The sequence below is a fragment of the Stenotrophomonas sp. STEN054 genome (assembly GCF_056854535.1).
Map to the genome: position 1 here is coordinate 51,806 of NZ_JBXFWG010000001.1, position 26,140 is coordinate 77,945.

Below are 26,140 nucleotides of genomic sequence, written 5' to 3' on the forward strand. Positions count from 1 at the left end.
AAAGGGCCCTGACGGATCAGGGCCAAGCCAACCTTTGCGGAGAGAGAGAGCCGCTGTTCGCGCAGGTCAGAAGTCGTAGGAGGCGCTCAGGCGCACCGTCCGCGGGGGCGTGAAGTAGCTGCCCATGCCGTACACGTTGGACACCGTTCCGGGCCCCGTCTGGTATTTCGCGGTCGATTGCCGCTGGCGTCGCTGGTTGAGCACGTTGAACACGTCCAGGCCAAGACCGAGTCGGCTGTCGGCAAACGCCGGCCGATACATCAGCCCGATGTCCAGCTGCGCCGTCCACGGCTGTCGGCCCGCATCGCCGGGACGCGAGGGCTGGCCGTTGCAGTAGTGGTAGGAGGAACCGTAGCCACCGGCCGGGTCGCTCTGGTCCGCACCGTAAAAGCCCAGGCAGCTCTTGGGCATCCCTGACATCACACGCACCGTCGCCGAGGCCGTCCATGCGTCGTTGACCTGGTAGGCGCCGAATGCCTTCAACTGATGCCGGCGATCATTGGCGAGGTAGCCGCCGGCGTACTCCATCAGCGACACCGCATCCCAGTCCTGGGTCTTGGAAACATCGTCCTGGCCGATATCCGACTTCACCTGGCCCTCGGTATTGCCGAAGCTGCGCGACCAGGTGTAATCGACACGTCCGTACCAGCGATCGGACATGGGGTGCTCGATGAACAGGTCGATGGCGACGTACTGACGCTTCGCCTTCTTGCCGTCGTAGCCCCAATCGGGCGAACTCATGCTGACCGGCGTGTAGCCGGAGCCATCGCGGTGCCTGACCTGGAAGGTGTTGGTACGGCCAGGGTTGAAGATCACACACCCCGGCAGTTCGTACCCGTCAGGATCCAGACCCATCCCCGCCAGCCTTTCGGCAAAGCGATCGGAATCGCAGATATCGTCGATGGCCGACTGCAAACGGCGGTAGCTAAGCTTGGCACCACTGTTCCAGTCCGTGCCCAAGGTCTTTTCGAAACCCATGATCAGTTCGTCCTGGTACTGCGAACGCAGGTCGGTGGGGGCCACCGAACGCGGATCAGGCGCCTGCCCGTATTCGCCGTTGGTCGACACCGGCCCTGGCCCCAGCGGCGTGAGGCCGGTCGGGTTGCCATTGGCGTCGATGCCGGTATAGGTGAAGTACTCACGCGTGTAGGTCGAGGCGGAGGCGCCGCGGATGGCCACGCTGTTGGGCAGTGCCAGGTAGTAGCGGCCGACGTTGGCGAAGACCTTCAACGACGCATCGCCGAACACATCCCAGCTTGCGCCCAGGCGTGGCGCCCACTGGTCGCCACTCTGCACGTATGCCTTGCCCTCGCTGTTGTAGTTGGTGAACGTGTCGTTGCGCAGGCCGAGCGTCAGCAGCCAGTCGGGCGTCAGCTGCCAGCGGTCTTCCAGGTAGTACGCCTTCTGCTTGACCGACATGCTGGTGGTGGTCGAGTAGATGTATTTCTGCACGTAGTAGCCCTCGCCACCGGGCGGTGCGATGTCGAACGCAGGGCTGGGCGACGCATCGGGTTTGCCGCGGGAGTAGATCCAGGCGTGGCCGGGCCCGGTCATCGACTGACCTTCGTTGTGCGCCCGGTAGGTCATGTTGTCGATGCCGGCGGTCAACTCGTGGTTGCCGATGCGGTACTGCAGGTCCATGCGCAGCCCGTGCGTGGTACTGCCTGCGTCCGATGCCTTGGTGTACAGATCGGGCTGGTCGTTGCGGATGGGCGTGCCGCCGTTCAACGCGGGATCCTGGTTGCCGGCACCGTTGATGTAGGGGTTGCCCGATTCCAGCGGGTTGAACTCCAGGTTGCCGGTACGGGTACGCCCCCACACGGTGCTGAAGGTCAGCGCGTCGTTGAGGTAGCCGGTGTACTTGAAGATATCGACGTCGGTGCTGGCCTTGGTTGTGTTGGGGAAGGTACCGGTGCGATCTCCCTCCTGCAGCGTGGGATAGTCGAAGGCGGTGTAGTAGCCGCCATAGCGGTCGGTGTCCTGGAAGCGGGTGTACTCAAGCGTGTTGCTGTCGTTGATGTTCCAGTCCAGCTTGCCGTAGAACTTCGGGGTGTCCACGCGGTAGTGGTTGCGCGCCTGCTGTGCGGCGGCTTCGTTGGCAGTGGCCACACCTTCGCGGCGGTTGGACTCCGCAGCCAGGTGGACGAACAGCCGGTCTTCGATCAGCGGCCCGCTGACATAGCCGCTGTAGGTGGTGGTGGTTTCCTTGTCACCGCGCCGGTAGCGGTACAGCGTGCCCGGCTTGCTCCCGTTCTCGTAGGCATATCCATCCGGCAGCCCCACGTCCGGGTAGTTCACCGATGCCGGTGATTCGGCCAGCCCGGCCGGTGCCCATGTGACCTGAGCGCCGAAGCGCCAGGCATTGGTGCCGCGTTTCCCCAACTGGTTGATCACGCCGCCGGTAGACCGCCCGTAGCCTGCACCGTAGCCTCCGGTAAAGGTTTCCTGCTGGTCGATGGAGCCGTAAGGCAGGCTGATCCCGCCCAGGTAGTTGAGCGGATTGGTGACGTTGAAGCCGTTGAGATAGTAGGCGTTCTCGGTAACGCTGGAGCCGCCGAACGACAGCACGGACCGCGAGCCATTGGTGAAGGCCCCACTGCCGGCGACCACGCCCGGCGCCAACAGCGCGATCGATTCGGCGCTGCGCCCCAGTGGTAGCACGTCCAACTGCTCGGAGGTGATGACCGATTTGGAAACGGTATGGGTGACATCGATCTTCGGCATGTTCGCCGCGGAGACGTTGACCGTATCGAGCGTCGTGGCCGGACCATGTGCGGCGAAACTCACTTCGGTGCCAGTGCCCACGCGCAGCTGCACGTCATTCCGTTCTTCAATAGTCCGTCCGTCACGCTGCAGGCTGATGCTGTAACGGCCCACCGGTAGCGCGCCAAAGCTGTAGCGCCCCTGTGCGTCGATGGCGGCCGTGCGCTTGAGGCCACTGTCGCTCTGGGCGACGACGGTCGCGCCTTCGGAACCCGCCGCGGTGCCATACAGGGTGCCGGTAGTGCTCTGCGCAGCAACGCTGCCGACGATGGAAAACAGGAGTGCCGAAAGCGCACTGCGCTTCAGCACACGATGGGTGGATGCAACTGCCATGAAGCTCTCTCCGGTGGTGGAACTGCCGGAGAGTTATAGGCACAGGTGCGGCCCGTGCCGGTATGCAACAACCTTCAATGAATCGCGCAGAAAGCGTCAGAACAACCTTCCTTCGCCACTCGCAGACTTGTGCCATGTCATTGAAAAGACTACTGATAAGATCACGCATGAACGCCATTGCGTCGGCCATCGCGGGGACGCAAATCAGGCGTTATCCGACACATGATCGCGAACACTGCGTCTTGATGGGCACTTGATGCTGTGCCAATCCGCTCCGATTCCGACACACCCGCGGCATGCACGCAGCGGTGGATTTCACGTCGGCTCCAGCGTTCCCCGGTAATGCACGATGCGCCCCACCCAAGGCGCACCGATCTCGACATCGAACACGAAACGCCCGTCCACTTCGTACTCGAAGCTGTCATCGCCCGGCAGCAGCGCGCGCGGCAGCGGGATGCCCATCAGCGACCAGCGCCGCGGCACCAGCTGCAGCCGGCCGCCATCAACCACGATGGCCAGGGCCACCGACACAGCGCCGAAGCGTTCCACCAGCAACGCCTCGTTGCGGCCACGGCCTTCGGTCTGCAGCGAAGAGAAACAGCGCCCGGCAAACGTGCGCGTCCAGCGTTCGCCGTCGGCTTCCGGCGCAAAGGCGACGCTGACGGGCACCTGCTCGCCCGCAGCCGGGAAACCAAACACCACGCCCAGCAGCCGCGACAGCAGGCCGCGGCCTCGCTGCACCCGGGCCCTGCCCTTCCAGCACCGCGCCGCACCCGGCGCATGCAGGGCCTGGACGGCCGCGGGCAACTGCGAATAGGCCTCGCCCAGCACGCGCTGGTACAGGCTTGCGCCGGGCATGTCCTGGCGGAAACCGGTATGGATGGTGCGGCCGGCAAACACCCGGTCATAGTCGGTCAGTTCCAGCGCATGCGTTGCCGGGCGCGCGCCCGGTGCCGGCCTTTCGCCGGCAAGCTGCTTGCGGATCAGTGCTTCGATGGCCATCGAAGGAATGTAGGGACCGTCATCGGCTTCGGCCAGCAGATGCCAGCTCTGCCGCACCGGCGCGCCATCACGCACGCCGAGCACGCGCACGATCATGCCGCCGCGATGTTCGCCGAACTTCATCAGGTTCAGCACGGTGTATAACAGCCGCGAGCACGGCTCCAGCGACGGCAGGCGCAGGTGCTGCCGGGCCTTGGCCAGCAGGTTGAGGATGCGGTGCAGGATCTCCGGCACCGGGCCCGCACCGATCCAGATATCGGTCAGCGTGGGGTGCTCCGGCGGCAGCACCTGCAGGTCGGGCACGTCCACCAGCGAGAAATGCAGGTTGCGCAGCGGTATCCGGCCCGGCACCGCCACGGTGAAGCGGCGGCTTTCGGCCAGGCCCACGCCGTGGCCATCGCGGCCGCCGCGACGCAGCTTCACCGGTGACCCGGCATAGCCCACCACCGCACGCATCACGTTGAGGCCGATGCCAGCGTAGGGCGACGGCGCAATGCCGCCCTCCACGCTGAGGATGTCCATGCGCGTGGCCATCACCCGCAGTACCGCCGCGGTCAGCACGGGGAAGCTGCTGACCCCGGACAGCACGTAGACGCCGGCTGCGCGCGCCCGCGCGTCGAACTGCGAGACACCGAACACGAAGTCGGCGGCGTCGGCAAAATCCAGGTAATCGATGCTGGCGGCGATGCAGGCCTCGATGGCCGCATAGCGCTGGCTACCGTACTCCTGGAAGGGACCGGACGCATCGATCACCAGATCAGGCCGCTCGGCCAGCAGGGTCGGCGCCAGCTCCTGCCGGTCAACCCGCAGCGGCCGCACGTGCGCTTCGCCGCGGTAGTCCGCGCAGAAGGCCTGCGCCGCCGCCAGGGTGCGCCCGGCCACCAGCAGCTCCAGCTGCGGCAGGTCCGCCAGCAGCTGCACCAGGCGCCCTCCAAACACCCCATATCCGCCCAGAATCAGGATCTTCACGCATCGTCCTTGTCGTACCGCCATGAAAGGGAACTGCTCTGCCATCGCAGGGTAGCGCGTTCCTGCAGTGCAGCACGATCCCGCATTGACACCGCCCGTGCTATCGCTGCGCCCTCGTCCGCTGCGGAGCCGATCATGACCGTGAGGAACATCATCTGCGTGTGGTACGACAAGGAGGCGCTGGATGCGGCCACCTTTTACGCCAACACCTTCCCCGACAGCGCGGTGACCGCCGTGCACCACGCGCCGGGCGATTACCCGGCCGGCCAGGAGGGCGCCGTGCTCACCGTCGAGTTCACCGTCTGCGGCGTGGCCTGCGTCGGCCTCAACGGCGGCCCGGCGTTCAAGCACAACGAAGCGTTTTCGTTCCAGATCCAGACCGCAGACCAGGCCGAGACCGACCGGCTGTGGAATGCCATCGTCGGCAACGGCGGCCAGGAAAGCGACTGCGGCTGGTGCAAGGACCGCTGGGGCGTGTCGTGGCAGATCAGCCCACGCATGCTCATTGACGCTGTGACCAGCACGGACAAGGCACTGGCAAAACGCGCCTTCAACGCCATGATGCCGATGAAGAAAATCGACATCGCCAGCATCGAAGCGGCGATTGCCGGCGCATGAGCCACTGGGACACGATCATCGTGGGCGGTGGCCACAACGGACTGGTGTGCGCCGCCTACCTCGCGAAAGCCGGAAAGAAGGTGCTGGTGCTGGAGCGCCGTGGCGTGCTGGGCGGCGCAGCGGTCACCGAGGAGTTCCATCCCGGCTTCCGCAACTCGGTGGCGTCCTACACCGTGTCGCTGCTGCAGCCGAAGGTGATCGACGACCTGCAGCTGCACGCGCACGGCCTGCGCATCATCAACCGGCCGGCCAACAACTTCCTGCCGATGGATGACGGCCGCTACCTGCTGTCGGCACCGGGCCGCACCCGGGCCGAGGTGGCGAAGTTCTCCGAGCGCGACGGGCAACGGCTGCCCGAGTACGAAGCGCGGCTGGGGATCTTCGCCGACGTACTGCGCGCATGGGCACTGCGTGCGCCGCCCGACCTCGGCGTGTCCGGCGGATGGCGCGCCCTGCCTGCGCTGTGGCAGATGGGGCGCCTCGGCCGCGAACTGGCCACGCTGGATGCGTCGCTGCGGCAGGAGCTGCTGGACCTGTTCACCCTGTCGGCGGCCGAGTATCTGGACCGCTGGTTCGAGAGCGAACCGATCAAGGCGCTGTTCGGCTTCGATGGCATCGTCGGCAACTTCGCCAGCCCGTACACGCCGGGCAGTGCATATGTGCTGCTGCACCACGTGTTCGGCCAGTGCAATGGTGTGAAGGGTGCCTGGGGCCACGCGATCGGCGGCATGGGCGCGATCAGCCAGGCGATGGCGGCGGCGGCGCGCCAGGCGGGTGCGGAGCTGCGCGTGGATGCGGGCGTGCGGCGCGTGCTGGTCGAGCAGGGGCGGGCGGCCGGCGTGGAACTGGACAACGGCGAAACCCTGCGCGCACGTGCGGTGGTCGCCAACGTCAATCCCAAGCTGCTGTACGAACAACTGCTGGACCCGGCGCAGGTGCCGCCGGCGACGCGCGAGCGGATGGCACAGTGGCGCTGCGGCTCGGGCACGTTCCGTATGAACGTGGCACTGTCGCGGCTGCCGGATTTCCGCGCCCTGCCCGGTTCCGGCGACCACCTCAGCGCCGGCATCATCATGGCGCCCAGCCTGGACTACATGGACCGCGCCTGGCTGGATGCGCGGCGCGATGGCTGGTCGCGCGAGCCGATCGTGGAGATGCTTATCCCGAGCACGCTGGATGATTCGCTGGCCCCGCCCGGGCAGCACGTGGCCAGCCTGTTCTGCCAGCACGTGGCGCCGGTGCTGCCCGGTGGCCGGCACTGGGATGATCATCGCGATGAGGTGGCCGACCTGATGATCGCCACCGTCGACCGCCATGCGCCGGGCTTCGCCGCCAGCGTACTGGGCCGGCAGGTGCTGTCACCGCTGGATCTGGAGCGGACCTTCGGCCTGGTCGGTGGCGATATATTCCACGGCGCGCTCAGTGCCAACCAGCTGTTCTCGGCACGACCGATGGTCGGACAGGCCGGCTATCGCGGTGCGCTGCCGGGGCTGTACCTGTGTGGATCGGGTACCCATCCCGGCGGCGGCGTGACCGGTGCGCCCGGGCACAATGCCGCGCAGGTGGTGTTGCAGGATGGGTAGATCCACGCCATGCGTGGATGCGCGCAGCGTGTACCGACCGACGGTCGGCACCCACAGCGTCAAATGATCCTTTAAATCATTTGACGCTGCGCAGGTGGTTCGGGCGCTTGCGTGGGCCGGGAGGGCCGGGCGGGCGACGCTTGTTGAACGGCGGCTGCCCGCGCCAGTAGCGGATCAGCAGCCAGCCGAACAGCATGCCGCCCAGATGTGCGAAATGCGCGACGCCCGGCTGCCAGCCGGTCATGCCCAGCACCAGTTCACCCACGCCGAACAGGATCACGAACGTGCGTGCCTTCATCGGAATGGGCGGGAACAGCAGCATCACGCGCTGGTTCGGGAACAGCATGCCGTAGGCCAGCAGCAGGCCGAACACACCGCCGGATGCGCCCAGCACCGTGGCCGGGTTCTCCAGCAGCGTACCCACCAGCAACTGGCAGACACCGGCACCAGCCACGCACACCAGGTAGTACAGCAGGAAGCGCTTTTCCCCCCAGGTCTGCTCCAGCGGCGCGCCGAACATGAAGACCGCCAGCATGTTGAAGAACAGGTGGCCGAAGCTGCCGTGCAGGAAGCCATAGGTCAGCAGCTGCCACGGCTGGAAATTGGCGCCTGGGGAAAACGCATCGAAGCCCTGCTGCCACGGCTGCAGCATGAACGGTTCGAAGGTCTGCATGCCGAGCAGGAACGGCTGCTGCAGCAGGAACAGGATCACGTTGGCGATCAGCAGAGCCTTGGTGACGGTGGGCAGTCGCGGGAACATGGGAATACCGGCATGGAACGGCCTCCATCATAGCCGCAGCCTCACGACAGCGTGGCGACTGCCCTGCCCGTCCGTTCAGTCGTCGCCGGCGATCAGCCCGGGCCCCAGAGCGCCGCGTCCAGCGCGGCGGCCGGGTCGCTGGCAGGCATGCGCACGCGGCCGTCTTCCACCACCACGCCTTCGGCGCGCAGCCGCTGCGACTGCTCGCGCCAGCCGGCCGAGCCTTCGGCCATGGCAATGCGCCCGTCCGAGCGCAGCACACGGTGCCAGGGCAGGTCCGGGTCTTCGTTCCGGCCAAGGATGCGCGCAGTCAGGCGGGCGCGTCCGGGCAGGCCGGCGCGCATCGCCACCTGGCCATAGCCCAGCACCTGGCCCGGCGGGATCGCACGGATCACCGCCAGGATGCGGTCACGCGCCTGCTCCGGCGTCAGCGCCGCAGGCGGGTCACCAGCAGCACGCCGATCAGCACCAGCACGGTGCCGGCGATCTGCGCCGGCCCCATCGGCTCGTCGAGCAGCCATAGACTCATCACGATGGTGGAAACCGGGCCCAGCATACCCACCTGCGCGGCCAGCGACGAGCCGACGCGCTGCACCGCCAGCATGATCGCCAGCACCGGCAGCACGGTGCACACCGTGGCGTTGACCAGCGACAGCCATTGCACCGGCGCCGGTGCGTGCCACAGCAGCGGCAGCGGATGGGTGATGGCGAAATGCAGCAGCACCAGCACGCCGGCCACGCAGCTGGCATAGGCGGTCAGCCGCACCGCACCGATGCGCGCGACCACCTGGCCGCTGCCGAACAGGTACAGCGCGTAGCTGAGCGCGCTGCCCAGCACCAGCAGGCTGCCGACGATGATCTGCCCGCCCTCGCGCTGCAGGTCATGGCCGAAGGCCAGCAGCACGCCCAGGTAGCTCAGCACCAGCGCCGCGACCTGCCAGCGGCCTGGGCGCTGCCGCGCCAGCAGCACGTTGATCAGCAGCACCAGGGTCGGGTTCAAGTACAGGATCAGCCGTTCCAGGGTCACGCTGATGTACTGCAGACCCTGGAAATCGAGCAGGCTGGACAGGTAGTAGCCGGTGAAGCCCAGCCACAGCACGCGGGCACGGTCAGCCCAGGACAGCGTTTCGGCACGGCGCGCCGACCACAGGGCCATCAGCACGAACAGCGGCAGCGCCATCAGCATGCGCAGGGCCAGCAGCGTGGTGGCATCGACGCCGTGGCGCAGGCCCAGCTTGACGATGATGGCCTTGCCGGACGCGGCGATGGCACCGACCGCAGCCAGGCCGATGCCGCCCAGGGCAATGCGCGGGGAGGCAGTAGCGATGCGGGGGGAAGGGTTGGACATCAGGACGACGGCAGGCCGCAGGGGCGGCCATGGGGTATGTGGGGACGCGCATTGTCGCATGCGGGCGCGTGATGCCCTCTAGAGCCGAGCCGACGCTCGGCGCCGCGGTTCCAAGGCGAAGAAAGCCGAGCATAGGCTCGGCTCTACAACAACTGCGTGTCAGCGCATCAGCACCACTTCCTCGGCCGAGGTCGGATGGATGGCCACGGTATCGTCAAACTGCGCCTTGGTCGCGCCCATCTTCACCGCTACCGCGAAGCCCTGCAGGATCTCATCGGCTGCTTCGCCGAGCAGGTGGATGCCGACCACCCGCTCCTCCGCACCGGCACAGACCATCTTGAACAGGCTGCGCTGGGTGCCGTTGGCCAGCGCCTGCAGCATCGGCCGGAACCGGCTGTGGTAGACCGTCACCTGGTCGAAGCAGGCGCGTGCTTCTTCCTCGCCCATGCCCACCGCGCCCAGCGGCGGGTGCGAGAACACCACGCTGGCCACGTTGCTGTAATCCATCTTCGCTCCGGGGCGGCCGCCGAACAGGCGGTCCATCAGGCGCCGTGCCGCGGCCACCGCGACCGGGGTCAGGCCGACCTTGCCGGCAATGTCACCCACTGCATGCACGCTGGGTACCGCCGTGGTCTGCCACTCGTCCACTTCCACCTGCTGGTGTTCGCCGATGCCGATGCCCAGCGCTTCCAGGCCGAGGTCGCGGCTGTTGCCACGTCGGCCGGTGGCGAAGAACACTGCATCGAACACGCTGTCCAGTGGGCCGTCATGGCCGAACGCGCGCACGCGCTCGCCGTCGCGCTGCAGTTCACGCAGGCGGTAGTCGAATTGGATGCGCACGCCCTGCTGTTTCAGGTTCTCGGCCAGCTGGTCGGTCAGTTCATGATCGAAGCGCTCCAGCAGCCGGTTGCCGCGCACCAGCAGGCTGACCCTGCTGCCCAGCGCCTGCAGCAGGCCGGCCAGTTCCACCGCGATGTAGCCACCACCGATGATCGCCACTTCGGCCGGCGCACTGCGCAGGTCGAAGAAATCATCGGAGACCAGGCCCAGCTCCGCGCCGGGTATGTCCGGGCGCTGCGGGTGCGCCCCGGTGGCGATGAGGATGTGTCCGGCGCTGTAGCGCACGCCATCGCTGCAGGCCACGGTATGCGCATCGACCAGGTGACCGCGCGCGGGGATGCGCACCACGCCGGTTTCGTCCAGGCGCTTGTTGTAGCTGGCATGGATGTTGGTGATGTAGGCCTGGCGATGGATCACCAGTTCCTTCCACGACAGCGCCGGGCGTACCGGCACATCGAAGCCCATCGCACTGGCCAGGCCGATGCGCTCGTGCAGGTCGGCGGCCAGCCACATCGCCTTTTTCGGCACGCAGCCGACGTTGACGCAGGTACCGCCCAGCGCGCCGGGTTCCAGCAGCGCCACGCGCTTGCCGTGCTGGGCCGCGCGGATGGCGCCGGCCAGGCCGGCGGAACCGCCGCCAAGCACGATCAGGTCGTAGTCAAAGGATGCAGTGCTCATCGGAATCGCTCGAAGCAAAAAAGAGTAGAGGGCGCCGCCGTTGTGGAGTAGAGCCACGCCATGCGTGGATGGCACCGTCCGCTGGAAGCGAGCATGCCATCGCCGATACGCAGCGCAGCGTGAGCAGCCCGGACCGGCGTCATCCTTGCCCGCGCTCTCGGCGCATCGGCGGCCACTGCCGGTAGGTGATCGCACGCCACAGCCACTCCATCGGGCCGAAGCGGAAGCGCCGCAGCCACAGCTGCGAGATGCCCACCTGCAGCGCGAACAGCAGCAGTGCGAACACCAGCTGCCATGCGCGCGGCATCAGGTCGAACCAGCCCAGCCCGTAGTGATTGAACAGCCATGTGCAGACCAGCGACTGCGCCAGGTAGTGGGTCAGCGCCATGCGCCCCGCCGGTGCCAGCCAGCCCAGCCGCGCGCGCCAGTGCACGATCCACGCCAGGTAGCCCAGGCACATCGGCACCGCGCCGACCGACACCAGCGACATCACCGCGGTGGTTTCAAAGCTGTATTCGCCCGGCGCCAGGTACGGCTTCCACAGCACCCCGCCCAGTGTGACCAGCAGGCCCAGCGGCAGCGCGACCCAGCGCAGGCAGGCATACAGCCGCGGGAAGCGTTCCGGCTCGGTCAGCGCCCCACTGGCGGCGAACCAGCTGCCGATCAGGAACATGCCCAGCACTTCCGGCCCGGTGATCACCAGCGCGCCCAGCGAGGAGCCGAACTCCTGCAGGCGCTGCACGTTGCCCTGCATCCACGTGCCCTGCCCGTACACCAGGCGCTGCTGGTCGATGGCCTGCTGCGCATCGACCAGCATCTTCTGCAGGTCCTGCGGCGGCGAGATCGTCACCATCGCGCCGATCAGCAGCATCATCGACACGCCGGCCAGGTAGACCACGATGCCCATCCACGGCAGCCAGCTGCGCGGCGCTTCGCGGCAGGCCAGCAGCGGCAGCGAGACCAGCGCGTACATCACCAGGATGTCGCCGGACCAGACCAGCAGCGCGTGGCACAGGCCGATCAGCGCCAAGCCAAGGCTGCGCCGCAGGTAGAACGGTGCGAATTCACGACCGGCCGCCTGCGCGCGTCGCGCCATGACCGCAAAGCCGGCACCGAACAGCAGCGAGAACAGGATGAAGAACTTGCCCTGCACGAAGAGGTAGACGAAGGCATCGGCCACGTAATCCAGACCGTGCCAGCGCGTGTCGATGCCGGTGAAGGCCAGGTCCAGCGGTCCGCTGAGGGCCTCGATGTTCATCAGCAGGATGCCCAGCAGGGCTACCCCGCGCAGCACGTCCAGCACTGCGATGCGTTCGCCGGAAGCCACCGGCTGCAGGGAAAGGGAAGCGGCGTTCACGGGGCATCCGGCAGGCAGGTCCGTCATTATGCCGCCGCCCTGCGCGCCATGGACGGCCGCGCCCTGTTCCAGAAACGCAACGACCCGCCGAAGCGGGCCGTTGCTGCCATCACGATCGCGCGGCGATCAGTGCTGGTGACCACCGTCGCCATGGACGTGGCCGTGGTCGATTTCTTCCTTGGCGGCTTCGCGCACTTCAACGATCTCGACGTCGAAATGCAGGTCCTTGCCGGCCATCGGGTGGTTCAGGTCGACGTCGACCACGCTCATGCCGACCTTCTGCACGGTGACCGCGCGCGGGCCGAAGTTGGTCTGCAGCACGACCTGCTGGCCCGGGACCAGCTTGGCGGTGCCGAAGTGCTTCTTCGGCACGCGCTGGGACAGGCCCTCGCGGCGCTCGCCGTAGGCATCGGCTGCCGAGACGTCGACGTCGAAGGTCGCGCCGGCTTCCTTGTCCATCATGGCGTTTTCCAGGCCCGGAATGATGTTGCCGTGGCCGATCAGGATCGACAGCGGCTCACCGCGGTCCTTGGACGATTCGATCGGCGCCTGGCCGACCTCGGAGACGGTGTAATGGAAGCGGACAACGCGGTCTTTTTCGATCTTCATGCGCAACTCTGTCTGGATCTGCCGGAGGCAGGCGGGTTGGGGCGGGTTGTCGCCCGGCGGGGACGCCGCCATCATGACGGCCAATCCAAGGTGGCGCATTATCCGGAGAACATGCACAACACGCCAGTTTCGTCCGGCCTGCGCCGGATCCTCGCGCCCGCCCTGCTGCTGGCCCTGCCACTGTTACTGGCCGCCTGCGGTGGCGGCAAGGCCGTCCGCCCCGCCACGCCGCCGCCCACGGCGCACTGGCCGGCCACCACGCCGGACAATCCCGAGGCCGCCAATTCGGTACTGATGCGCGCCATCGGCTTGGTCGGCACGCCCTACCGCTATGGTGGCAACACGCCAGATTCGGGCTTCGACTGCAGCGGCCTGGTGACCTACGTCTACCGCGAGATGGTCGACCTGAAGCTGCCGCGCACCTCACGCGACCTGGCCGCCGTGCAGGGACCGAAGATCGATCCGCAGCGCCTGGCCACCGGCGACCTGGTGTTCTTCGGCAGCCGCGGCAACGTCACCCATGTCGGCATCTACGTGGGCGAAGGCCGTTTCGTGCACGCGCCGAGCACCGGCGGCACCGTGCGCCTGGACTCACTCAGCGGTCCCTACTGGAAAGACCACTACACAGGAGCGAAACGCGTTCTTCGCTAAAATGAACAGGCGATATGTTCAATAATGAGACGTCCATCACATTGTTAATAACGGTTTTTTAACGGAATTTTTAACTTATTGACGCTTTTACAGGGCATGATGCCCCCATCGTTTTTTTCCTGTGACCGACGCGTGACGACTGACGACCTGCAAGGCCATGGCCAGACCGCCGCTTCTTCACGTGGTGTCCGCCCGCTCTTCCTGGGCTTGGCGCTGTGTCTGACCAGCCTTCCGGCCTGGTCGCAGAGTGTCCCCGCCAAGACCGATTCGGCCCCGGCCACCAAGGCCGACGCTGCCGCTCCACAGCGCAGCCGTGCCGATGCCGCTGCCACCGCCACCCTGGCCGCCCTGCTGCCGCATCTGGCCGCCAATGACACCATTCCGCTGATGGACCGCTCGGCGATGGTCGCCGGCGACCTCAGCCGCCTGCTTGCCAACTACGACACCAGCAGCGCCGCCAACGGCAGCGTCGTCGGCACCGAGGCCGACAACGGCAAGGTGCAGTCCCTCCTGCGCCGCGCGATGACCCTGCTGGGCACCCCGTACCGTTGGGGTGGCAGCAACCCGGACAGCGGCTTCGACTGCAGCGGCCTGGTCGGCTACGTGTTCCGCTCGGCGCTGGGCATCGAGCTGCCGCGCGTCTCGCGCGAAATGGCCCATGACAACAATGCCGAACTGATCAACGACCGCGCCGCGCTGGCTGCGGGCGACCTGGTCTTCTTCGGCCGCAAGGGCCGCGTCGACCACGTCGGCATCTATGTCGGCGAAGGCCGCTTCCTGCACGCACCGAGCACCGGCAAGGACGTCCGCGTCGACACCCTGCTCAGCGGCTACTGGGGCAACAAGTTCATGCAGGCCCGCCGCGTCGACCTCTGAACCGGATGCCCCGCACCCGCACTGGAAGCCGCTGCCCTGCAGCGGCTTTTTTGTTGTCCGCCTCCCCTGAAGTGCAGATGCGTGGCCGCTGGCCGCCGCTGCCTGCGTTGGACACTGATGTCACGGCGAGATACCTGCCGCGGCCGGCCGCTGGATGCGGCCATGGCATCCCGGCGTGGGGCGGCACGCGGCGATGCCCGGTCTGCCACCGCCCGCGTTGCCCGGATGCTTGGGGGAAGGCATGGCGGCAAGCCTGCAGGTTCCATCACGCTGTGTGATCTGGTTCGGCCAGCCACTGGCAAGCGAGCGCGACGCGCTGGTGGCGGCCGGCTGGCAGCTGCGCTGCGTCAGTCCCTCGCCAGCCATGGCCGTGGGCCTGCGCGGCCGCGACCATCTGGTGGCCGTGCTGGACCTGCGCCACCTCGATGCGGAGGCGCTGCAGCCCATGCTGCCGTGGGTCGAGCAGCACCACCACCTGCCCTGGCTGGCCGTGCTGCCGGGCGGCCTGGATGTGCCGCCCCCCAGCTGGGGGCCGCTGCTGCGCGCCTGCCAGGACCAGTTCACCTTGCCCCGCGAGCTGCAGGACCTGCTGACCGCGATGCAGCGCGAGTGCGGCGAGGATGATCCGCACGCAGCGGCGATACGCGACGGCAGCGGCCTGCCCGCGCTGATCGGCGACAGCCCGGCCCTGCTGGCCGTGCGCGCGTCCCTGCACAAATTCGCTCCGGTCGAGCTGCCGGTGCTGGTGACCGGCGAAACCGGCACCGGCAAGGAACTGGCCGCGCAGGCCCTGCACGCCCTCTCCGGGCGCGCCGGCCGGTCCTTCCTGGCAGTCAACTGCGGGGCCATCCCGGCCAGCCTGGTGCAGTCGGAGCTGTTCGGCCACGAGCGCGGCGCCTTCACCGGGGCGGCGCAGCGCCGGGTCGGCCTTTTCGAAACCGCCGACGGCGGTACCGTGTTCCTGGACGAGGTGGGCGACCTGCCTGCCGATGCACAGACCAGCCTGCTGCGCGTGCTTCAGGAAGGCACGCTGGAGCGGGTTGGCAGCAACCAGCCGCTGCGGGTGGATGTCCGCGTGCTGGCGGCAACCCATGTCGACCTTGAACAGGCCGTCGCCCAGGGGCGGTTCCGCCGCGATCTGTACTACCGCCTCAACGTGCTGCGCCTGCCGATGCCGGCGCTGCGCGACCGTGGCAGCGACGTGCTGCTGCTGGCCGAGCATTTCCTGCGCAGCTTCCGCAACCGCCACCCCGGCCGCGCCCGTGGCTTCGATCCCGGTGCGCGCGTGGCGATGCGCCAGTTCGACTGGCCGGGCAATGTGCGCGAACTGTTGAACCGGGTGCAGCGCGCGGCGATCGTCAGCGAACACGAGCTGATCAGCGCCAGCGACCTGGATCTGGCCGACGCCGACGCCCCTTCGTCGCGCGCGGTGCTGCAGGACGCGCGCGGCCAGGTCGAGCGCGATGTGCTGCTGAGGACACTGAAGATGCATGGCTACAACGTGTCGGCCTGCGCGCGGCACATGCAGGTATCGCGGGTGACGGTGTACCGGTTGTGCCGGAAGCACCGGCTGGAGCTGCCAGCGGAGCGGTAGTGCCGGGCGCTGCCCGGCAGGACGCCAGCCGAGCATGGCTCGGCTCTACTGACAGCCGGCGCCGCTGCGAAGACAAAGAACGCCGGGCAAGGCCCGGCGTTGCCGATGCAGGATCACCGCAATCAGCTACAACATGTACGGCACCTTGAACGACAGCGTGAAGTCCGGTGCATCAGGGGTCAGGCCGATGCCGAGCAGGGTCACCATCGTCGCGTGCTGGTTCAGCGCGTAGGTCACGCCCAGGTTCAACGACGCCGCGTTGGCATCGCTGCCGATCACCTTCACCCACTGCCCGCCCTGGAACCGTGTGGACGCGCGTGCACTGATCTTGTCGCTGAAGGAAATGCTCAGGCTGGTGCGTTCGTTGAAGGCGAAGGCCACACCGGCACCGAAGTACACCGACCCGCCCAGCTTCACATCGCCGGGGTTCACGGTGTCCGGGTTGCTGTCGATGTCGTCGAAGCCACGCGGGAAGGAGTGGATGTAGCCGGCGTTGGCGAACAGGATCGCCGGATCGGCGGTCTTCACCATCGACACGCCCAGGTTGGCCTGCCAGACGCCGTTGCCGGTCGGCTGTTCGCGCGGGACCGCGAAGCGGATGTAGTCATCGTCATCGCGCTCGATCACCCGCCAGTCCAGGCCATACGGTGCGCGGCCGGTCGGTGCGGTGACGCCGCCGGTCAGCACCGTTTCCGGGCGCCAGCCACGCTCGCCGAACAGGCGGTAGTTGGCACTCATGCTGACATCGCCGATGCCGTTGCCGTTGGTCTCTTCCTGGGCGATGGCCGCCGCCGCGCCGCCCGCACCGCCCTTCTGGTACACGGTGCGCCGTGCCAGGTAGGGCACGTCCATGTTCAACGTCAGGTTCGGGCTGACACCCCAGCGCGCGGCCAGGTTGTAGGTCAGCGAATCGGACTCGACGTTCTCGATGGCGATGTTGCCGAGGAAGATCGCATCCAGCGCCAGGAAGCCGTTAAGGGAGAGCTGCTTGCGGTCATAGCGTGCGTAGGTGAGGCTGTTTTCAATGGTGAACCTGCGCGAGAACAGCGCCGCCTGCTGCTGTTTCACATCGTCCACGCTGCGCCGCGCCTCCTGTTTGGCCTGCCGGGCCTCGGCCGCGGTGCTGGCATAGCCTTCGCTGCTCGGTGGTACGGCGGCCGCCGCCGCAGGCGCCAGGGGCGCCGCCGGGGTCGTGGCGCCGCCGGCCCGTCCGCTCAGGCGGGCCTGCATGGCCTGAACCTGCATGTCCAGCTCGCGCAGGCGTCGCACCTCCTGCGCGTAGTTGGCCTTGAGCTGCTCGAGCTGGGTGATCAGTGCCTGTACATCGGCACCGTCCTTGGCCTCTGCCGCCGGTTGCTGGGCGAAGGCATTGGCCGCCAGCGCCGCCAGCGCCAGCGGGGTAAGCCGCAAATAGGTGTGCATGTCGTTGGCCTGCGTTGTCCGTCCTTCCCCCTTGACCGGGCCGTGTTACTGGCCCGGGCCCATGCCGCGGTTCAGCGCGATCGCCTGGGCCACGCTCTGGCTCAACGGCTGGTTGCTGGCCACGGTGCTGCGTACCAGCTCAAGCTGCAGCCGGTTGCTTGCCACTTGCCCTTCACCGGACAGGGCGATGCCCTGGCCGACGCTGCCATTGCGGATCCACTGCTGGACCAGGCCCTGGCCGTCGATCTGCAGCATCAGGCGCGCCTGGTTGCCATCAAGCACCGCCGTGGCACTGGTCCCGCCCTGCTGCATCTGGGCGATGCGGTTGCCATCGTCGGTGGTGGTCGGCACCGCGCCATCACGGACGGTCAAGGTGGTCACGTTGCGCGCGGTGTTGCCATCGCCCGCCACCTGCACCGCCTGCACCAGGCCGGTGGCGTTGGCCAGGCCGCTGCTGTCGATGCTGCGTCCGTCCGGGGTGGGCATCGGCGCATCGGCGTTGGTGACCTGCACGTGCGGCTGGAACGTCAGCCGGGGCGAACTGCCCTGGCGGAAGTCCATGCCCAGGGTCAGCGCGCCCTGCACGCTGCTGCCGTTGGCACCCTGCCATTGCGAAATCATCGTTACCCCGAACCAGGCCACGTTGTTGCCGCCCACGGTGTAACGGCCACGCATCAGGTTCAGTTCGGGATCGGGTATTTCCTTCAGGCCGCGCCCGGGTGCGCCTTCAGCGGCCCAGGCGGGCAGCACCGGCAACAGCAGCAGCGCGGCGATCAACAAACGTTGGCACAGCATGATCGGGCCTCCTTCAGAACAGGTCGGCATGGCTGAAGCCGAAATCGACCAGTTCGGCATCGGTGATCGGGCCCTGCCGCGCGTACAACGCACGCGCACTGGGCCGCTCGCTGGGTTGCAGAAGAACAGTGTTGCGATCGAAGTCGCTGCCGATCACGACGAAAACAGCACGCGACGGCCACGCTTCGTTGAATTCGGCCAAGGACAGGCTGCGGTTGCCGAGGATGGGGTCGGCCACCTCGACGATGCCGCCGCGGACCTGCTTGAGCACCACGAAGTGGCGGAACCCGCGCACGTCCATCAGCACCAGGCCGGGCACGCGCAGGTTGCGCAGCCGGCTCTCATCGATGCGGTAGCCACGCCCGCGCATGCCGAGCGATTCGACATAGCGCTTGATGTCCAGCAGCGAGAAACCGCGTTCCTTCACCAGCTGCGGATCGGACACGCCCATCATCCCTTCGATCACCGTCGCCTCCGTGGTGTCCAGGTGGTAGGCGTAGCGGAGGATGGTGGCCAGTGCGGCCGCGCCACAGCTGTAATCAGTGTGTTGCCGCACCAGGTTGCGGTAGCGCCGCTCCTGCATGCTCTCTACCTTCTGCTGCATCAGCGCGCCGTTGGGCAGTACGCCGGTGAACTTGACGTCGCCCGCCCATGCGTGGGCGCTGCCCAGCAACAGCAGGCAGGACAGCAGGCGGATCCAGCAGCGGTGTGCGGCCATGGTGCCCTCCAGCAGAAGGAAGGAGCCCCTGCCCCAAGGGGGAGGAGGAGCAGGGGCTCCCGGGGGAACCCGGCCATTGGCGGATGGCCGGGCTTGTTGCACTCAACGCAGCTTCGCTGCGAAAGCGGTCACGCCAGGTGTTACTCGCCGCCGCCGGTGCCGCCACCGCCACCGGTGCTCGGCTGTGCCACGGCCAGGGCCAGGCTGTTGGCCTGCAGGTTGCCGGTGCCCGAGGCGACGTTCACCCCGATGTTGCCGGAGGCGCCCGAGAACGCACTGCCCGACAGCGCCGAGGTGTTGGTCGCATTCACGTTCACCCAGCGGGTGGTCGTGACGGTGCCGCTCAGGCTGGCGTACAGATCGGCCACGCCCAGTTCGACGAACTGGCTGGTGCCGCTTTCACGCGTATCGAAGCCCAGGCCACCGACGCCCTGACGGTACGGGTTCGGCGTCGCGTTCTGGATCTCGTTGTCCAGATCGATGTGGCCGGTCGCGTTGCCACCCGGGTGCGGCAGGTCGCCGCTCCAGGTATCCAGATAGTAGTTGGCCATCTGGTAGGCGTTGCCACGGCCGCTGTAGGTGCCGGCGCCATAGGCCAGGGTCAGGCCGCTGACACCGCCGCTCATGCCGACCTGCACCGTATCGGTGTAGGACTGCACGAAGCCGGCATTGCTCACCGCATTGCCGCTGGACACCTGGTTGGAGCTGATGCTGGACTGGGCCATCGCGCTGGTGGCCACCGAAGCAGCGAGCGCGTTCTTCTGCTCGTTGTTGTTGCCCGACGCGATGTTCACGCCGATGTTGCCGGACGCGCCGCCGAAGGCATTGCCACCGAGGCCGGCAGCGTTGGTGACGCCGGAGTTCATGGTGGTGTTGCCCATGCCGGACTGGTTGACGAACACTTCGGCGTCGGCCATGCCGAAGCTGAAGGAGGCGTCAGCGGCGGACAGCGAAGCCGCATTGTCCTGCGCGTTGTTGTCACCGGCCACGACGTTGAAGCCGAGGTTGCCCGAGGCACCCGAGCCGACGTCATCGGCGATCGAGGCGCTGTTGGTGACCAGGCTGTTGGACGCGGCGTTATGGCTGATCGACTGGCGGTTGTCGATGACCGCGATGGCGGCCGAATCCAGGTCGATGTCACCGGTGATGGTCGGATCGCCGGAGAAGTTCACGTCGCTGCTCAGGCGCAGGTCCTTCTCCAGATTCACGTCAACGCCATGATTGTTCTTTTCCTTGCGCTCGTCGGCCTGGATGTTGCTGTTCTTCTGCACCTGCTCGTTGACCGAACGGTTGCGGGTCACGCTCGAGCTGTCGGTGTTGTTGCGTACCGTGGTGTTCGTACGGGTCCAGTTGCGGACCTCGTTGTCGGTGTGGTTGTGGGTGTCGTTACGGGTTTCGGTCACGACATGGTTGTGGTTGATGTTCGCGTTGGCGTTCTGGTTGTCCCAGCCATTGGCCGCGGCGGCGGTCGAGGCAGAAGCAATTGCCATGGCGAGCAGAGACTTTTTGAAAGTCGCGTTCATGGTGTCCTCTCTCTCATCAGTGATACATCGGGTGGTGGGTACTGCTCACGGGTTGCCTTGGACGACCATGCCAAGCACGTTGGCCGTGTCGTTGCGGGCTCCCGCGATCTGATTGAGTTGCAGGACACCGTCGAAGCCCCGTAGTGCCGAGGCGGAAACCCCGACGCTGCGGATACCCGCCGCAACACCGTCGCCGGTGTCGCCCTGCCCCCCTGTTGACGCGATGTCCGACGCCGCCAAAGCCGCGTCGTCGGTCTCGCGTATCTCTTGCCGGGCCAGCGTCGCGCTGACGACGTTGAGCGTCGTGTTGGCGATGCCGCTGGCCTGGTTGATGGATGCGATGCCACTGGCGCCGTTCAGCGCCTGGCCTTCGATATGTGCGCTGGCCTGCAGCGGCCCCGACAGCACCACGTCGGCATGGCGCTGCTGGCGGGCAGCGATGGCGACGTTGGCCTGGTCGCCGGTGGCCATGCCCTGCAGGTTGGCCTGGATGTTCAGGTCGCCGCTGGCCTGGTTGACCATGATGGCGCCGCTGGCACCGCCCAGCGCGCGGTCGCCGATACGGGTCACGTCCAGATAGGACAGCATGCCGCTGTAATCGTCGGCCCAGGCCAGTGCGGGCGCACCCGCCAGCACCAGCAGCAGCGCGCCACGCGCCGCGCGATTCACTTGCCACCTCCCTGCGGTGCCGCGCCCAGCGGGAACTGCGCCAGCGCGTCGCGCACGGTATCGCCGATGCCGCGGGTGGTGTTGCCGACGGCGCCGAGCGGGCCGCTCATCGCACCGCCCAGGCTGTTGCCGCCAAGCGCGCCGTCACTGGAACGGCCCAGCGTGCCGCCAAGGGCCTGGTGGGTCACCCGCTCCACGGTGGTGCCGCCTGGCGCAGCCATGCGGCCGGTTTGCCCCGCCCCGAGCCCGGCATAGTCGTCATCGCTCAATTCATCCATGCCGCTGGAGCCGCCGCCGCTGCCGAGTGCTGTGGCGATCTCATGCTGGGGTTTGGGATCGGCGATCAACGCCATGCCGGGCGGTGCCATGCGGTAGGCCGGACGTGCGGCCACATCGCGCAGCAGGACGATCTCGCCCGGCTGCGCCTTCACACCCTGGCGCGCACCGGAGGCGGCGGCCGCCAGCGGGCAGGCCAAGGTCAGCAGCAGCGTCAGCTGCCGGACCGAGGAACCGAGATGGGTGGTGCTGCTGTCCATGCCGCTCTCCCGTTGCGTATGCGCAGGGATGGAGCAGCTTCCGTGCCAACTTCCGGACTGCTTGGTGGCAAGCGGTTCAGCCAGTCCAGGCGGGGCGCGTTGCCAGCAGGATGTTACAAAGGCGTTCGGATTTCGTTTGCCTTAACGTGCAGGAAACAACGCTGCACAAGGCTTGGCGGGGGCTGTATCAGCGGCGTTACAGGTGCTGATACAGCCCGTTGCAGTGCCGCTTCAGCTACGCGGCGGGGTCGGGTCGGGATCGTCCAGGCCGACGTTGGTCGAGGGATTGTCGTACACCGACTGGTCGAGCAGGCCGGTTTCCTTGGCCACCAGCACCGGCACCAGCATCTGGCCCGTCACGTTCGTCATGGTGCGCATCATGTCCAGGATGCGGTCGATCGCGTACAGGTAGCCGATGGTTTCCAGCGGCAGCTTGGCCGCACTCAGCACCACGGTGGCCATGATGACCGCCGTGCCCGGCACGCCGGCCGTGCCAAAGCTGCCCAGCACCGATGCGATCAGCACCACCACGTACTGCTCCGGCGACAGCGGCACGCCGCTGTACTGGGCGATGAACACCGCGCACAGCGCAGGGTAGATCGCACCGCAGCCGTCCATCTTGATGCTCGCGCCCAGCGGCACGGCGAACGAGCCGTAGTCCTTGTTGACGCCCAGGTTATGGGTGATCGAACGCAGCGCCACCGGCATCGCCGCGAAGCTGGACGAGCTGACGAACGCCACCTGCATGCCCGGCGCGGCACCGCGGAAGAACTTCAGCGGATTCAGGCCGTGCGAGAGCAGCAGGGCGCTGTAGACCACGATGATGTGCAGCGCGCACGCCACGTACAGCGCCAGCACGAAATGGCCCAGCGGCAGCAGCTTCTCGAAGCCGTAGCTGCCGACCAGGCCGGCGATCAGGCCGAACGTACCGATCGGGGTGACTTCCAGCACGAAGCGGGTCACCTGGATCATGATGTCGCTCATCTGGCCGACCAGCTTGCGCGCCTCGGTCACCTTCTCGCCCAGTTTGACGATGGCGAAGCCGACCAGGCCGGCGAAGAAGATCACCGGCAGGATCGAACCACGGCCGGCCGCCAGCACGGTCTCGCCCGCCGCGTTGACCTTGGTGCCGATGCCCGACAGCGCGTAGAACACGTTGGACGGCACCACGTCCAGCAGCACCTGCACCACGCTGGGCACTTCGCGCGGCACGTAGTTGTTGGCCATCGACAGCTGCAGGCCACCGGCGCCGGGCTGCAGCACCGTGCCCACGCCCAGGCCCACGCACACCGCCAGCGCGGCAGTGATGACGAACCAGAGAAATGTGCGGCCACTGAGCGCGGCGACTGATTTCTGGCCGTGCAGGGAGGAGATGGCGTTGATGACCGCGAAAAACACCAGCGGTACCGCGATCATCTTGATGAGGGTGACGTACAGCTCGCCGAGCGGGCCGAACCACGTTTCAGCGGCCGGGCCAAGCGCCCAGCCCGCCAGCGCGCCGAGCACGAAGCCACCGACCACGCGCTGCCAGAATGGAATCCGCAGCCAGGCAGAGACCAGTTTCATAGGCAATCCAGGGGGGAAGGAAGGGATGCTGGCACGATAGCCCAAGCGGGCAGGCGGTACGACCGCCCCACCGGCAAACAGTGTGTCATCGGCGTGCATTGCGGGGTTGGGCATAATGAACCCCCGTTACACTTTGTGAGATCCCAGCGTCCATGCGTCGTTCCGTCTCCCTGTTGGCCGCCTGTGCCACCACCCTGCTGCTGGGCGCCTGCGCCAGCACAACCCCCGCCTCCGCACCGGCCGGCCTGAAGGTCGCCGTTGATCCCGTCGCCCACCCGGCCGGCGAGACTCCGCAGTGGTGGTACCGCAGCGGCGCCGCCCAGGCGGCCGCCAATGGCGCGATGTCCGGCAAGGCGAAAAACGTCATCCTGTTCCTGGGTGACGGCATGAGCCTGACCACCGTCGCCGCCTCGCGCATCTACGAAGGCCAGCAGAAGGGCGGCTCGGGCGAAGAGAACCTGCTGTCCTGGGAGCGCTTCCCGGCCACGGCGTTCAGCAAGACGTACAACACCGATTCACAGACGCCGGACTCGGCCGGCACGATGACCGCCATCACCACCGGCGTGAAGACCCACATGGGTGCGATCGGCGTCAGCGCCGGCAGCCGCAGCGACTGCGCCGACAGCCTGTCCAAGGGCCTGCTGACCTGGCTGCAGCTGGCCGACAGCGCCGGCCTGGCGACCGGCATCGTCTCCACCGCACGCCTGACCCATGCCACCCCGGCCGCGACCTACGCGCACTCGCCCGAGCGCAACTGGGAAAACGACACCGATCTGACCGACGCCGCCAAGGCCGCCGGCTGCAAGGACATCGCCCAGCAGCTGCTGTCGACCTCGCGCTATGGCCGTGGCCCGCTGGTCGCCCTCGGTGGTGGCCGTGGTGAATTCACCACTGTGGAAGAACGCGACCCCGAGTACGACGACAAGGTCGGCCAGCGCCTGGACGGGCGCAGCCTGGTGCAGGAATGGCAGCAGTCGCATCCGCAGGGTGCCTACGTCTGGAACAGCACGCAGCTGGCGGCCGCGGCCACCGCGCCGGCCATCCTCGGCCTGTTCGAGCCGGACCACATGCGTTACGAGTACGAGCGCCCGCAGGACCCGGCCGGTGAGCCGAGCCTGGCCGAGCTGACCGCCGCGGCGATCAAGAACCTCGCGCAGCACCAGGAAGGCTACGTGCTGATGATCGAAGGCGCGCGCATCGACCACGCCAACCACAGCGGCAATGCCTACCGCGCCCTCACCGAAACCGTCGCCCTGTCCGACGCGGTGCGCGTGGCCAACGAACTGACCTCGGCCGACGACACGCTGATCATCGTCACCGCCGACCACTCGCACACCCTCAACTTTGTCGGCTACCCGGCGCGCGGCAACCCGATCCTGGGCAAGGTGAAGGACAAGGGCGGCGAAGATGGCGCCGGCAAGCTTGACTACGCGCTGGACGGCAACGGCCAGCCTTACACCACGCTGACCTATGCCAACGGCCCGGGCCACACCGGCGCCACCAACCAGCAGCCAGTCGGCCCGAAGGTCTACCCGCACAACCCGAGCAGCTTCGAACAGGCCAACGGCCGCCCGAACCTGCATGACGTGGACACCGAGCACCCGGACTACATGCAGGAAGCGCTGGTGCCGATGAAGTCCGAGTCGCACGGTGGCGAAGACGTGGGCATCTGGGCACGCGGCCCAGGCAGCAAGGCCATCCGCGGCACCCTGGAACAGAACGCGATCTACCACATGATCGTGCAGGCCACCCCGGCCCTGCGCGAGCGCCTGTGCCAGGCCGGCACCTGCGACGACAAGGGCGTGCCGGTGCAGCTGCCGGCGCCGACCGCCTTCGAGCGCAAGGCCGAGGCGCAGTGACGGCACGGCCTGACTGGCCGTCGTCTGTCAGCGGCCGCCTCGCGCGGTCGCTGGCGCTGGGCGGCCTGCTGGCCAGCGGTGCGGCGTGGGCGCAGGCACCGGCGTGCACGCAGCTGACGGAAGAACAGGGCCTGGTGGCCCTGCCCGGCTGCGAGGTGGACGGACACCGGTTGCAGCTCAGCGCCGACGCGCTGAAGGGACTGGAGTACGACGCGCACGGCCTGGCGGTTGTGCATGCCGATGGCGGCTTCCACTACGTGGACCGCAGCGGCCGCAGCCTGCCGGTGCTGGCGTGGGACAACGGTGCGGACATACCGCAGGAAGGCCTGCTGCGCGGGCGCGTGGGTGACCGCGTGGGTTACTTCGACCTGCAGTTCCGCCAGGTGATTCCGGCGCTGTTCGATTTCGCATGGCCGTTCGAGGACGGCGTGGCGGAGGTCTGCAACGGGTGCAGGCGTGGCACGCCGGATGGCGATGGGCATACGCCGATGGAAGGCGGCGAGTGGTTCCGCATCGACCGCACGGGAGGTCGGGTCAAATAGGTTCTTTTTGCAGGGCTGCGCCCTGCACCTGCCGAAGCCGAAGCAAGATAAAGAGCGGCCTTCCGTGGGATGGCGGGGCACTGTGGGTTTGCGGGAACGGCGCGAGTACGTCCATGTAGCCTTGGTCGCCGCATCCATGCGGCTCACACCCCGCAAACCCACAGTGCCCCGCCTTCGACAGTTGGCCGGCGGCTGTTGGTGGGTGCCGACCGTTGGTCGGCACATCTGTCGGATATCGATTGAATTCATCCACGCGTGGCGTGGATCTACTGGGACGCGCGGCTTTTGGTAGGTGTCGACCTTGGTCGACACGATTTTTCTGTCAGACATCGAATGAATTCATCCGTGCCGACCAACGGTCGGCACCCACCAACAGCACTGGGAAACTGTCGAAGGCGGGGTGGGTCCGGTTGAGGGCGTGAGCCGCATGGATGCGGCGACCGAGCTTGCATGGACGTACTTGCAGCGTCCCCCTCAACCGGACCCACCCCCGCCAACCCACGGAATGCCAGCTTTTGACGTTGCCGTT

General features: G+C 67.3%; 22 protein-coding genes. 7 read left to right on the plus strand and 15 right to left on the minus strand.

Features of this window, described 5'->3' with window-relative positions; translation table 11 throughout:
* Window positions 1-66: 66 nt before the first annotated feature.
* The gene (locus AC1VXD_RS00195; protein ID WP_482990309.1) at window positions 67-3,096 is read right to left on the minus strand and encodes a TonB-dependent receptor; all 3,030 of its coding nucleotides are present in this window, start codon (window positions 3,094-3,096) and stop codon (window positions 67-69) included.
* 315 nt (window positions 3,097-3,411) lie between these two features.
* The gene (locus AC1VXD_RS00200; RefSeq protein WP_482990310.1) at window positions 3,412-5,067 is read right to left on the minus strand and encodes a saccharopine dehydrogenase family protein; all 1,656 of its coding nucleotides are present in this window, start codon (window positions 5,065-5,067) and stop codon (window positions 3,412-3,414) included.
* Between the two features lie 135 nt (window positions 5,068-5,202).
* Between AC1VXD_RS00200 and AC1VXD_RS00205 the strand changes: the two genes are divergently transcribed.
* Together AC1VXD_RS00205 and AC1VXD_RS00210 are read left to right on the plus strand one after the other, a co-directional pair.
* The gene (locus tag AC1VXD_RS00205) at window positions 5,203-5,685 is read left to right on the plus strand and encodes a VOC family protein (protein ID WP_482990311.1); all 483 of its coding nucleotides are present in this window, start codon (window positions 5,203-5,205) and stop codon (window positions 5,683-5,685) included.
* Entirely contained in the window at window positions 5,682-7,268 is a 1,587-nt protein-coding gene (locus tag AC1VXD_RS00210) for a phytoene desaturase family protein (RefSeq protein ID WP_482990312.1), read from the plus strand. The genes AC1VXD_RS00205 and AC1VXD_RS00210 overlap by 4 nt, the downstream gene beginning before the upstream one ends.
* Before the next feature lie 76 nt (window positions 7,269-7,344).
* Here AC1VXD_RS00210 and AC1VXD_RS00215 read toward each other — a convergent pair whose 3' ends face one another.
* The 6 genes from AC1VXD_RS00215 to AC1VXD_RS00240 form a co-directional block, all read right to left on the minus strand.
* Window positions 7,345-8,028 (minus strand): rhomboid family intramembrane serine protease, encoded by a 684-nt coding sequence (locus AC1VXD_RS00215; RefSeq protein ID WP_482990313.1) that lies wholly within the window; start codon window positions 8,026-8,028, stop codon window positions 7,345-7,347.
* Between the two features lie 92 nt (window positions 8,029-8,120).
* A complete protein-coding gene (locus tag AC1VXD_RS00220; protein ID WP_482990314.1) occupies window positions 8,121-8,549 on the minus strand; it encodes an MGMT family protein in 429 nt (142 codons plus the stop codon).
* On the minus strand, window positions 8,456-9,376 hold the full coding sequence (locus AC1VXD_RS00225) for a DMT family transporter (protein WP_482990315.1): 921 nt from the start codon (window positions 9,374-9,376) through the stop codon (window positions 8,456-8,458). The genes AC1VXD_RS00220 and AC1VXD_RS00225 overlap by 94 nt, the downstream gene beginning before the upstream one ends.
* A 159-nt stretch (window positions 9,377-9,535) precedes the next feature.
* Complete coding sequence (gene gorA / locus AC1VXD_RS00230) at window positions 9,536-10,894, minus strand: glutathione-disulfide reductase (protein WP_482990316.1); 1,359 nt, start codon at window positions 10,892-10,894, stop codon at window positions 9,536-9,538.
* Between the two features lie 139 nt (window positions 10,895-11,033).
* Window positions 11,034-12,278, minus strand: a complete 1,245-nt coding sequence (locus AC1VXD_RS00235) for a DUF418 domain-containing protein (protein WP_482990317.1) — start codon at window positions 12,276-12,278, stop codon at window positions 11,034-11,036.
* A gap of 99 nt (window positions 12,279-12,377) precedes the next feature.
* Entirely contained in the window at window positions 12,378-12,860 is a 483-nt protein-coding gene (locus AC1VXD_RS00240; RefSeq protein WP_108769506.1) for an FKBP-type peptidyl-prolyl cis-trans isomerase, read from the minus strand.
* 111 nt (window positions 12,861-12,971) lie between these two features.
* On the opposite strand from AC1VXD_RS00240, the gene AC1VXD_RS00245 reads away from it, so the two are divergent.
* The 3 genes from AC1VXD_RS00245 to AC1VXD_RS00255 all read left to right on the plus strand — a co-directional run bounded on the left by AC1VXD_RS00245 (window position 12,972) and on the right by AC1VXD_RS00255 (window position 15,981).
* Window positions 12,972-13,511, plus strand: a complete 540-nt coding sequence (locus AC1VXD_RS00245) for a C40 family peptidase (RefSeq protein ID WP_482990318.1) — start codon at window positions 12,972-12,974, stop codon at window positions 13,509-13,511.
* 132 nt (window positions 13,512-13,643) lie between these two features.
* Window positions 13,644-14,387, plus strand: a complete 744-nt coding sequence (locus AC1VXD_RS00250) for a C40 family peptidase (RefSeq protein WP_482990319.1) — start codon at window positions 13,644-13,646, stop codon at window positions 14,385-14,387.
* Window positions 14,388-14,628: 241 nt separating this feature from the next.
* The gene (locus AC1VXD_RS00255) at window positions 14,629-15,981 is read left to right on the plus strand and encodes a sigma-54 interaction domain-containing protein (protein ID WP_482990320.1); all 1,353 of its coding nucleotides are present in this window, start codon (window positions 14,629-14,631) and stop codon (window positions 15,979-15,981) included.
* A gap of 126 nt (window positions 15,982-16,107) precedes the next feature.
* On the opposite strand, the gene AC1VXD_RS00260 is transcribed toward AC1VXD_RS00255, so the two are convergent.
* The 7 genes from AC1VXD_RS00260 to AC1VXD_RS00290 form a co-directional block, all read right to left on the minus strand.
* Complete coding sequence (locus tag AC1VXD_RS00260) at window positions 16,108-17,403, minus strand: transporter (RefSeq protein WP_482990321.1); 1,296 nt, start codon at window positions 17,401-17,403, stop codon at window positions 16,108-16,110.
* 45 nt (window positions 17,404-17,448) lie between these two features.
* Entirely contained in the window at window positions 17,449-18,198 is a 750-nt protein-coding gene (locus AC1VXD_RS00265; RefSeq protein ID WP_482990322.1) for a hypothetical protein, read from the minus strand.
* A gap of 13 nt (window positions 18,199-18,211) precedes the next feature.
* A complete protein-coding gene (locus tag AC1VXD_RS00270; RefSeq protein ID WP_108769512.1) occupies window positions 18,212-18,916 on the minus strand; it encodes a C39 family peptidase in 705 nt (234 codons plus the stop codon).
* A 140-nt stretch (window positions 18,917-19,056) separates the two neighbouring features.
* Window positions 19,057-20,439 (minus strand): adhesin, encoded by a 1,383-nt coding sequence (locus AC1VXD_RS00275; protein ID WP_482990323.1) that lies wholly within the window; start codon window positions 20,437-20,439, stop codon window positions 19,057-19,059.
* Window positions 20,440-20,484: 45 nt separating this feature from the next.
* The gene (locus tag AC1VXD_RS00280) at window positions 20,485-21,108 is read right to left on the minus strand and encodes a hypothetical protein (protein ID WP_482990324.1); all 624 of its coding nucleotides are present in this window, start codon (window positions 21,106-21,108) and stop codon (window positions 20,485-20,487) included.
* Window positions 21,105-21,644: a hypothetical protein gene (locus AC1VXD_RS00285; RefSeq protein ID WP_482990325.1), complete on the minus strand. Its 540-nt coding sequence runs from the start codon at window positions 21,642-21,644 to the stop codon at window positions 21,105-21,107. The genes AC1VXD_RS00280 and AC1VXD_RS00285 overlap by 4 nt, the downstream gene beginning before the upstream one ends.
* A 231-nt stretch (window positions 21,645-21,875) precedes the next feature.
* Entirely contained in the window at window positions 21,876-23,210 is a 1,335-nt protein-coding gene (locus AC1VXD_RS00290; protein WP_367382844.1) for a dicarboxylate/amino acid:cation symporter, read from the minus strand.
* A gap of 152 nt (window positions 23,211-23,362) precedes the next feature.
* On the opposite strand from AC1VXD_RS00290, the gene AC1VXD_RS00295 reads away from it, so the two are divergent.
* Window positions 23,363-25,069: an alkaline phosphatase gene (locus tag AC1VXD_RS00295; RefSeq protein WP_482990326.1), complete on the plus strand. Its 1,707-nt coding sequence runs from the start codon at window positions 23,363-23,365 to the stop codon at window positions 25,067-25,069.
* On the plus strand, window positions 25,066-25,611 hold the full coding sequence (locus tag AC1VXD_RS00300; protein WP_482990327.1) for a WG repeat-containing protein: 546 nt from the start codon (window positions 25,066-25,068) through the stop codon (window positions 25,609-25,611). Before AC1VXD_RS00295 ends, AC1VXD_RS00300 begins: the two co-directional genes overlap by 4 nt.
* The last annotated feature ends 529 nt before the right edge of the window (window positions 25,612-26,140 follow it).

Bases quoted from the DNA above. Each gene is read 5' to 3' on its own strand.
- AC1VXD_RS00255 (WP_482990320.1), top strand. From the start codon at position 14,629: ATGGCGGCAAGCCTGCAGGTTCCATCACGCTGTGTGATCTGGTTCGGC.
- AC1VXD_RS00285 (WP_482990325.1), bottom strand. From the start codon at position 21,644: ATGGACAGCAGCACCACCCATCTCGGTTCCTCGGTCCGGCAGCTGACG.
- AC1VXD_RS00240 (WP_108769506.1), bottom strand. From the start codon at position 12,860: ATGAAGATCGAAAAAGACCGCGTTGTCCGCTTCCATTACACCGTCTCC.
- AC1VXD_RS00295 (WP_482990326.1), top strand. From the start codon at position 23,363: ATGCGTCGTTCCGTCTCCCTGTTGGCCGCCTGTGCCACCACCCTGCTG.
- AC1VXD_RS00215 (WP_482990313.1), bottom strand. From the start codon at position 8,028: ATGTTCCCGCGACTGCCCACCGTCACCAAGGCTCTGCTGATCGCCAAC.
- AC1VXD_RS00220 (WP_482990314.1), bottom strand. From the start codon at position 8,549: ATGGCTGCTCGACGAGCCGATGGGGCCGGCGCAGATCGCCGGCACCGT.
- AC1VXD_RS00270 (WP_108769512.1), bottom strand. From the start codon at position 18,916: ATGGCCGCACACCGCTGCTGGATCCGCCTGCTGTCCTGCCTGCTGTTG.
- AC1VXD_RS00225 (WP_482990315.1), bottom strand. From the start codon at position 9,376: ATGTCCAACCCTTCCCCCCGCATCGCTACTGCCTCCCCGCGCATTGCC.
- AC1VXD_RS00260 (WP_482990321.1), bottom strand. From the start codon at position 17,403: ATGCACACCTATTTGCGGCTTACCCCGCTGGCGCTGGCGGCGCTGGCG.
- AC1VXD_RS00210 (WP_482990312.1), top strand. From the start codon at position 5,682: ATGAGCCACTGGGACACGATCATCGTGGGCGGTGGCCACAACGGACTG.
- gorA (WP_482990316.1), bottom strand. From the start codon at position 10,894: ATGAGCACTGCATCCTTTGACTACGACCTGATCGTGCTTGGCGGCGGT.
- AC1VXD_RS00275 (WP_482990323.1), bottom strand. From the start codon at position 20,439: ATGAACGCGACTTTCAAAAAGTCTCTGCTCGCCATGGCAATTGCTTCT.
- AC1VXD_RS00195 (WP_482990309.1), bottom strand. From the start codon at position 3,096: ATGGCAGTTGCATCCACCCATCGTGTGCTGAAGCGCAGTGCGCTTTCG.
- AC1VXD_RS00265 (WP_482990322.1), bottom strand. From the start codon at position 18,198: ATGCTGTGCCAACGTTTGTTGATCGCCGCGCTGCTGCTGTTGCCGGTG.
- AC1VXD_RS00205 (WP_482990311.1), top strand. From the start codon at position 5,203: ATGACCGTGAGGAACATCATCTGCGTGTGGTACGACAAGGAGGCGCTG.
- AC1VXD_RS00290 (WP_367382844.1), bottom strand. From the start codon at position 23,210: ATGAAACTGGTCTCTGCCTGGCTGCGGATTCCATTCTGGCAGCGCGTG.
- AC1VXD_RS00245 (WP_482990318.1), top strand. From the start codon at position 12,972: ATGCACAACACGCCAGTTTCGTCCGGCCTGCGCCGGATCCTCGCGCCC.
- AC1VXD_RS00235 (WP_482990317.1), bottom strand. From the start codon at position 12,278: ATGACGGACCTGCCTGCCGGATGCCCCGTGAACGCCGCTTCCCTTTCC.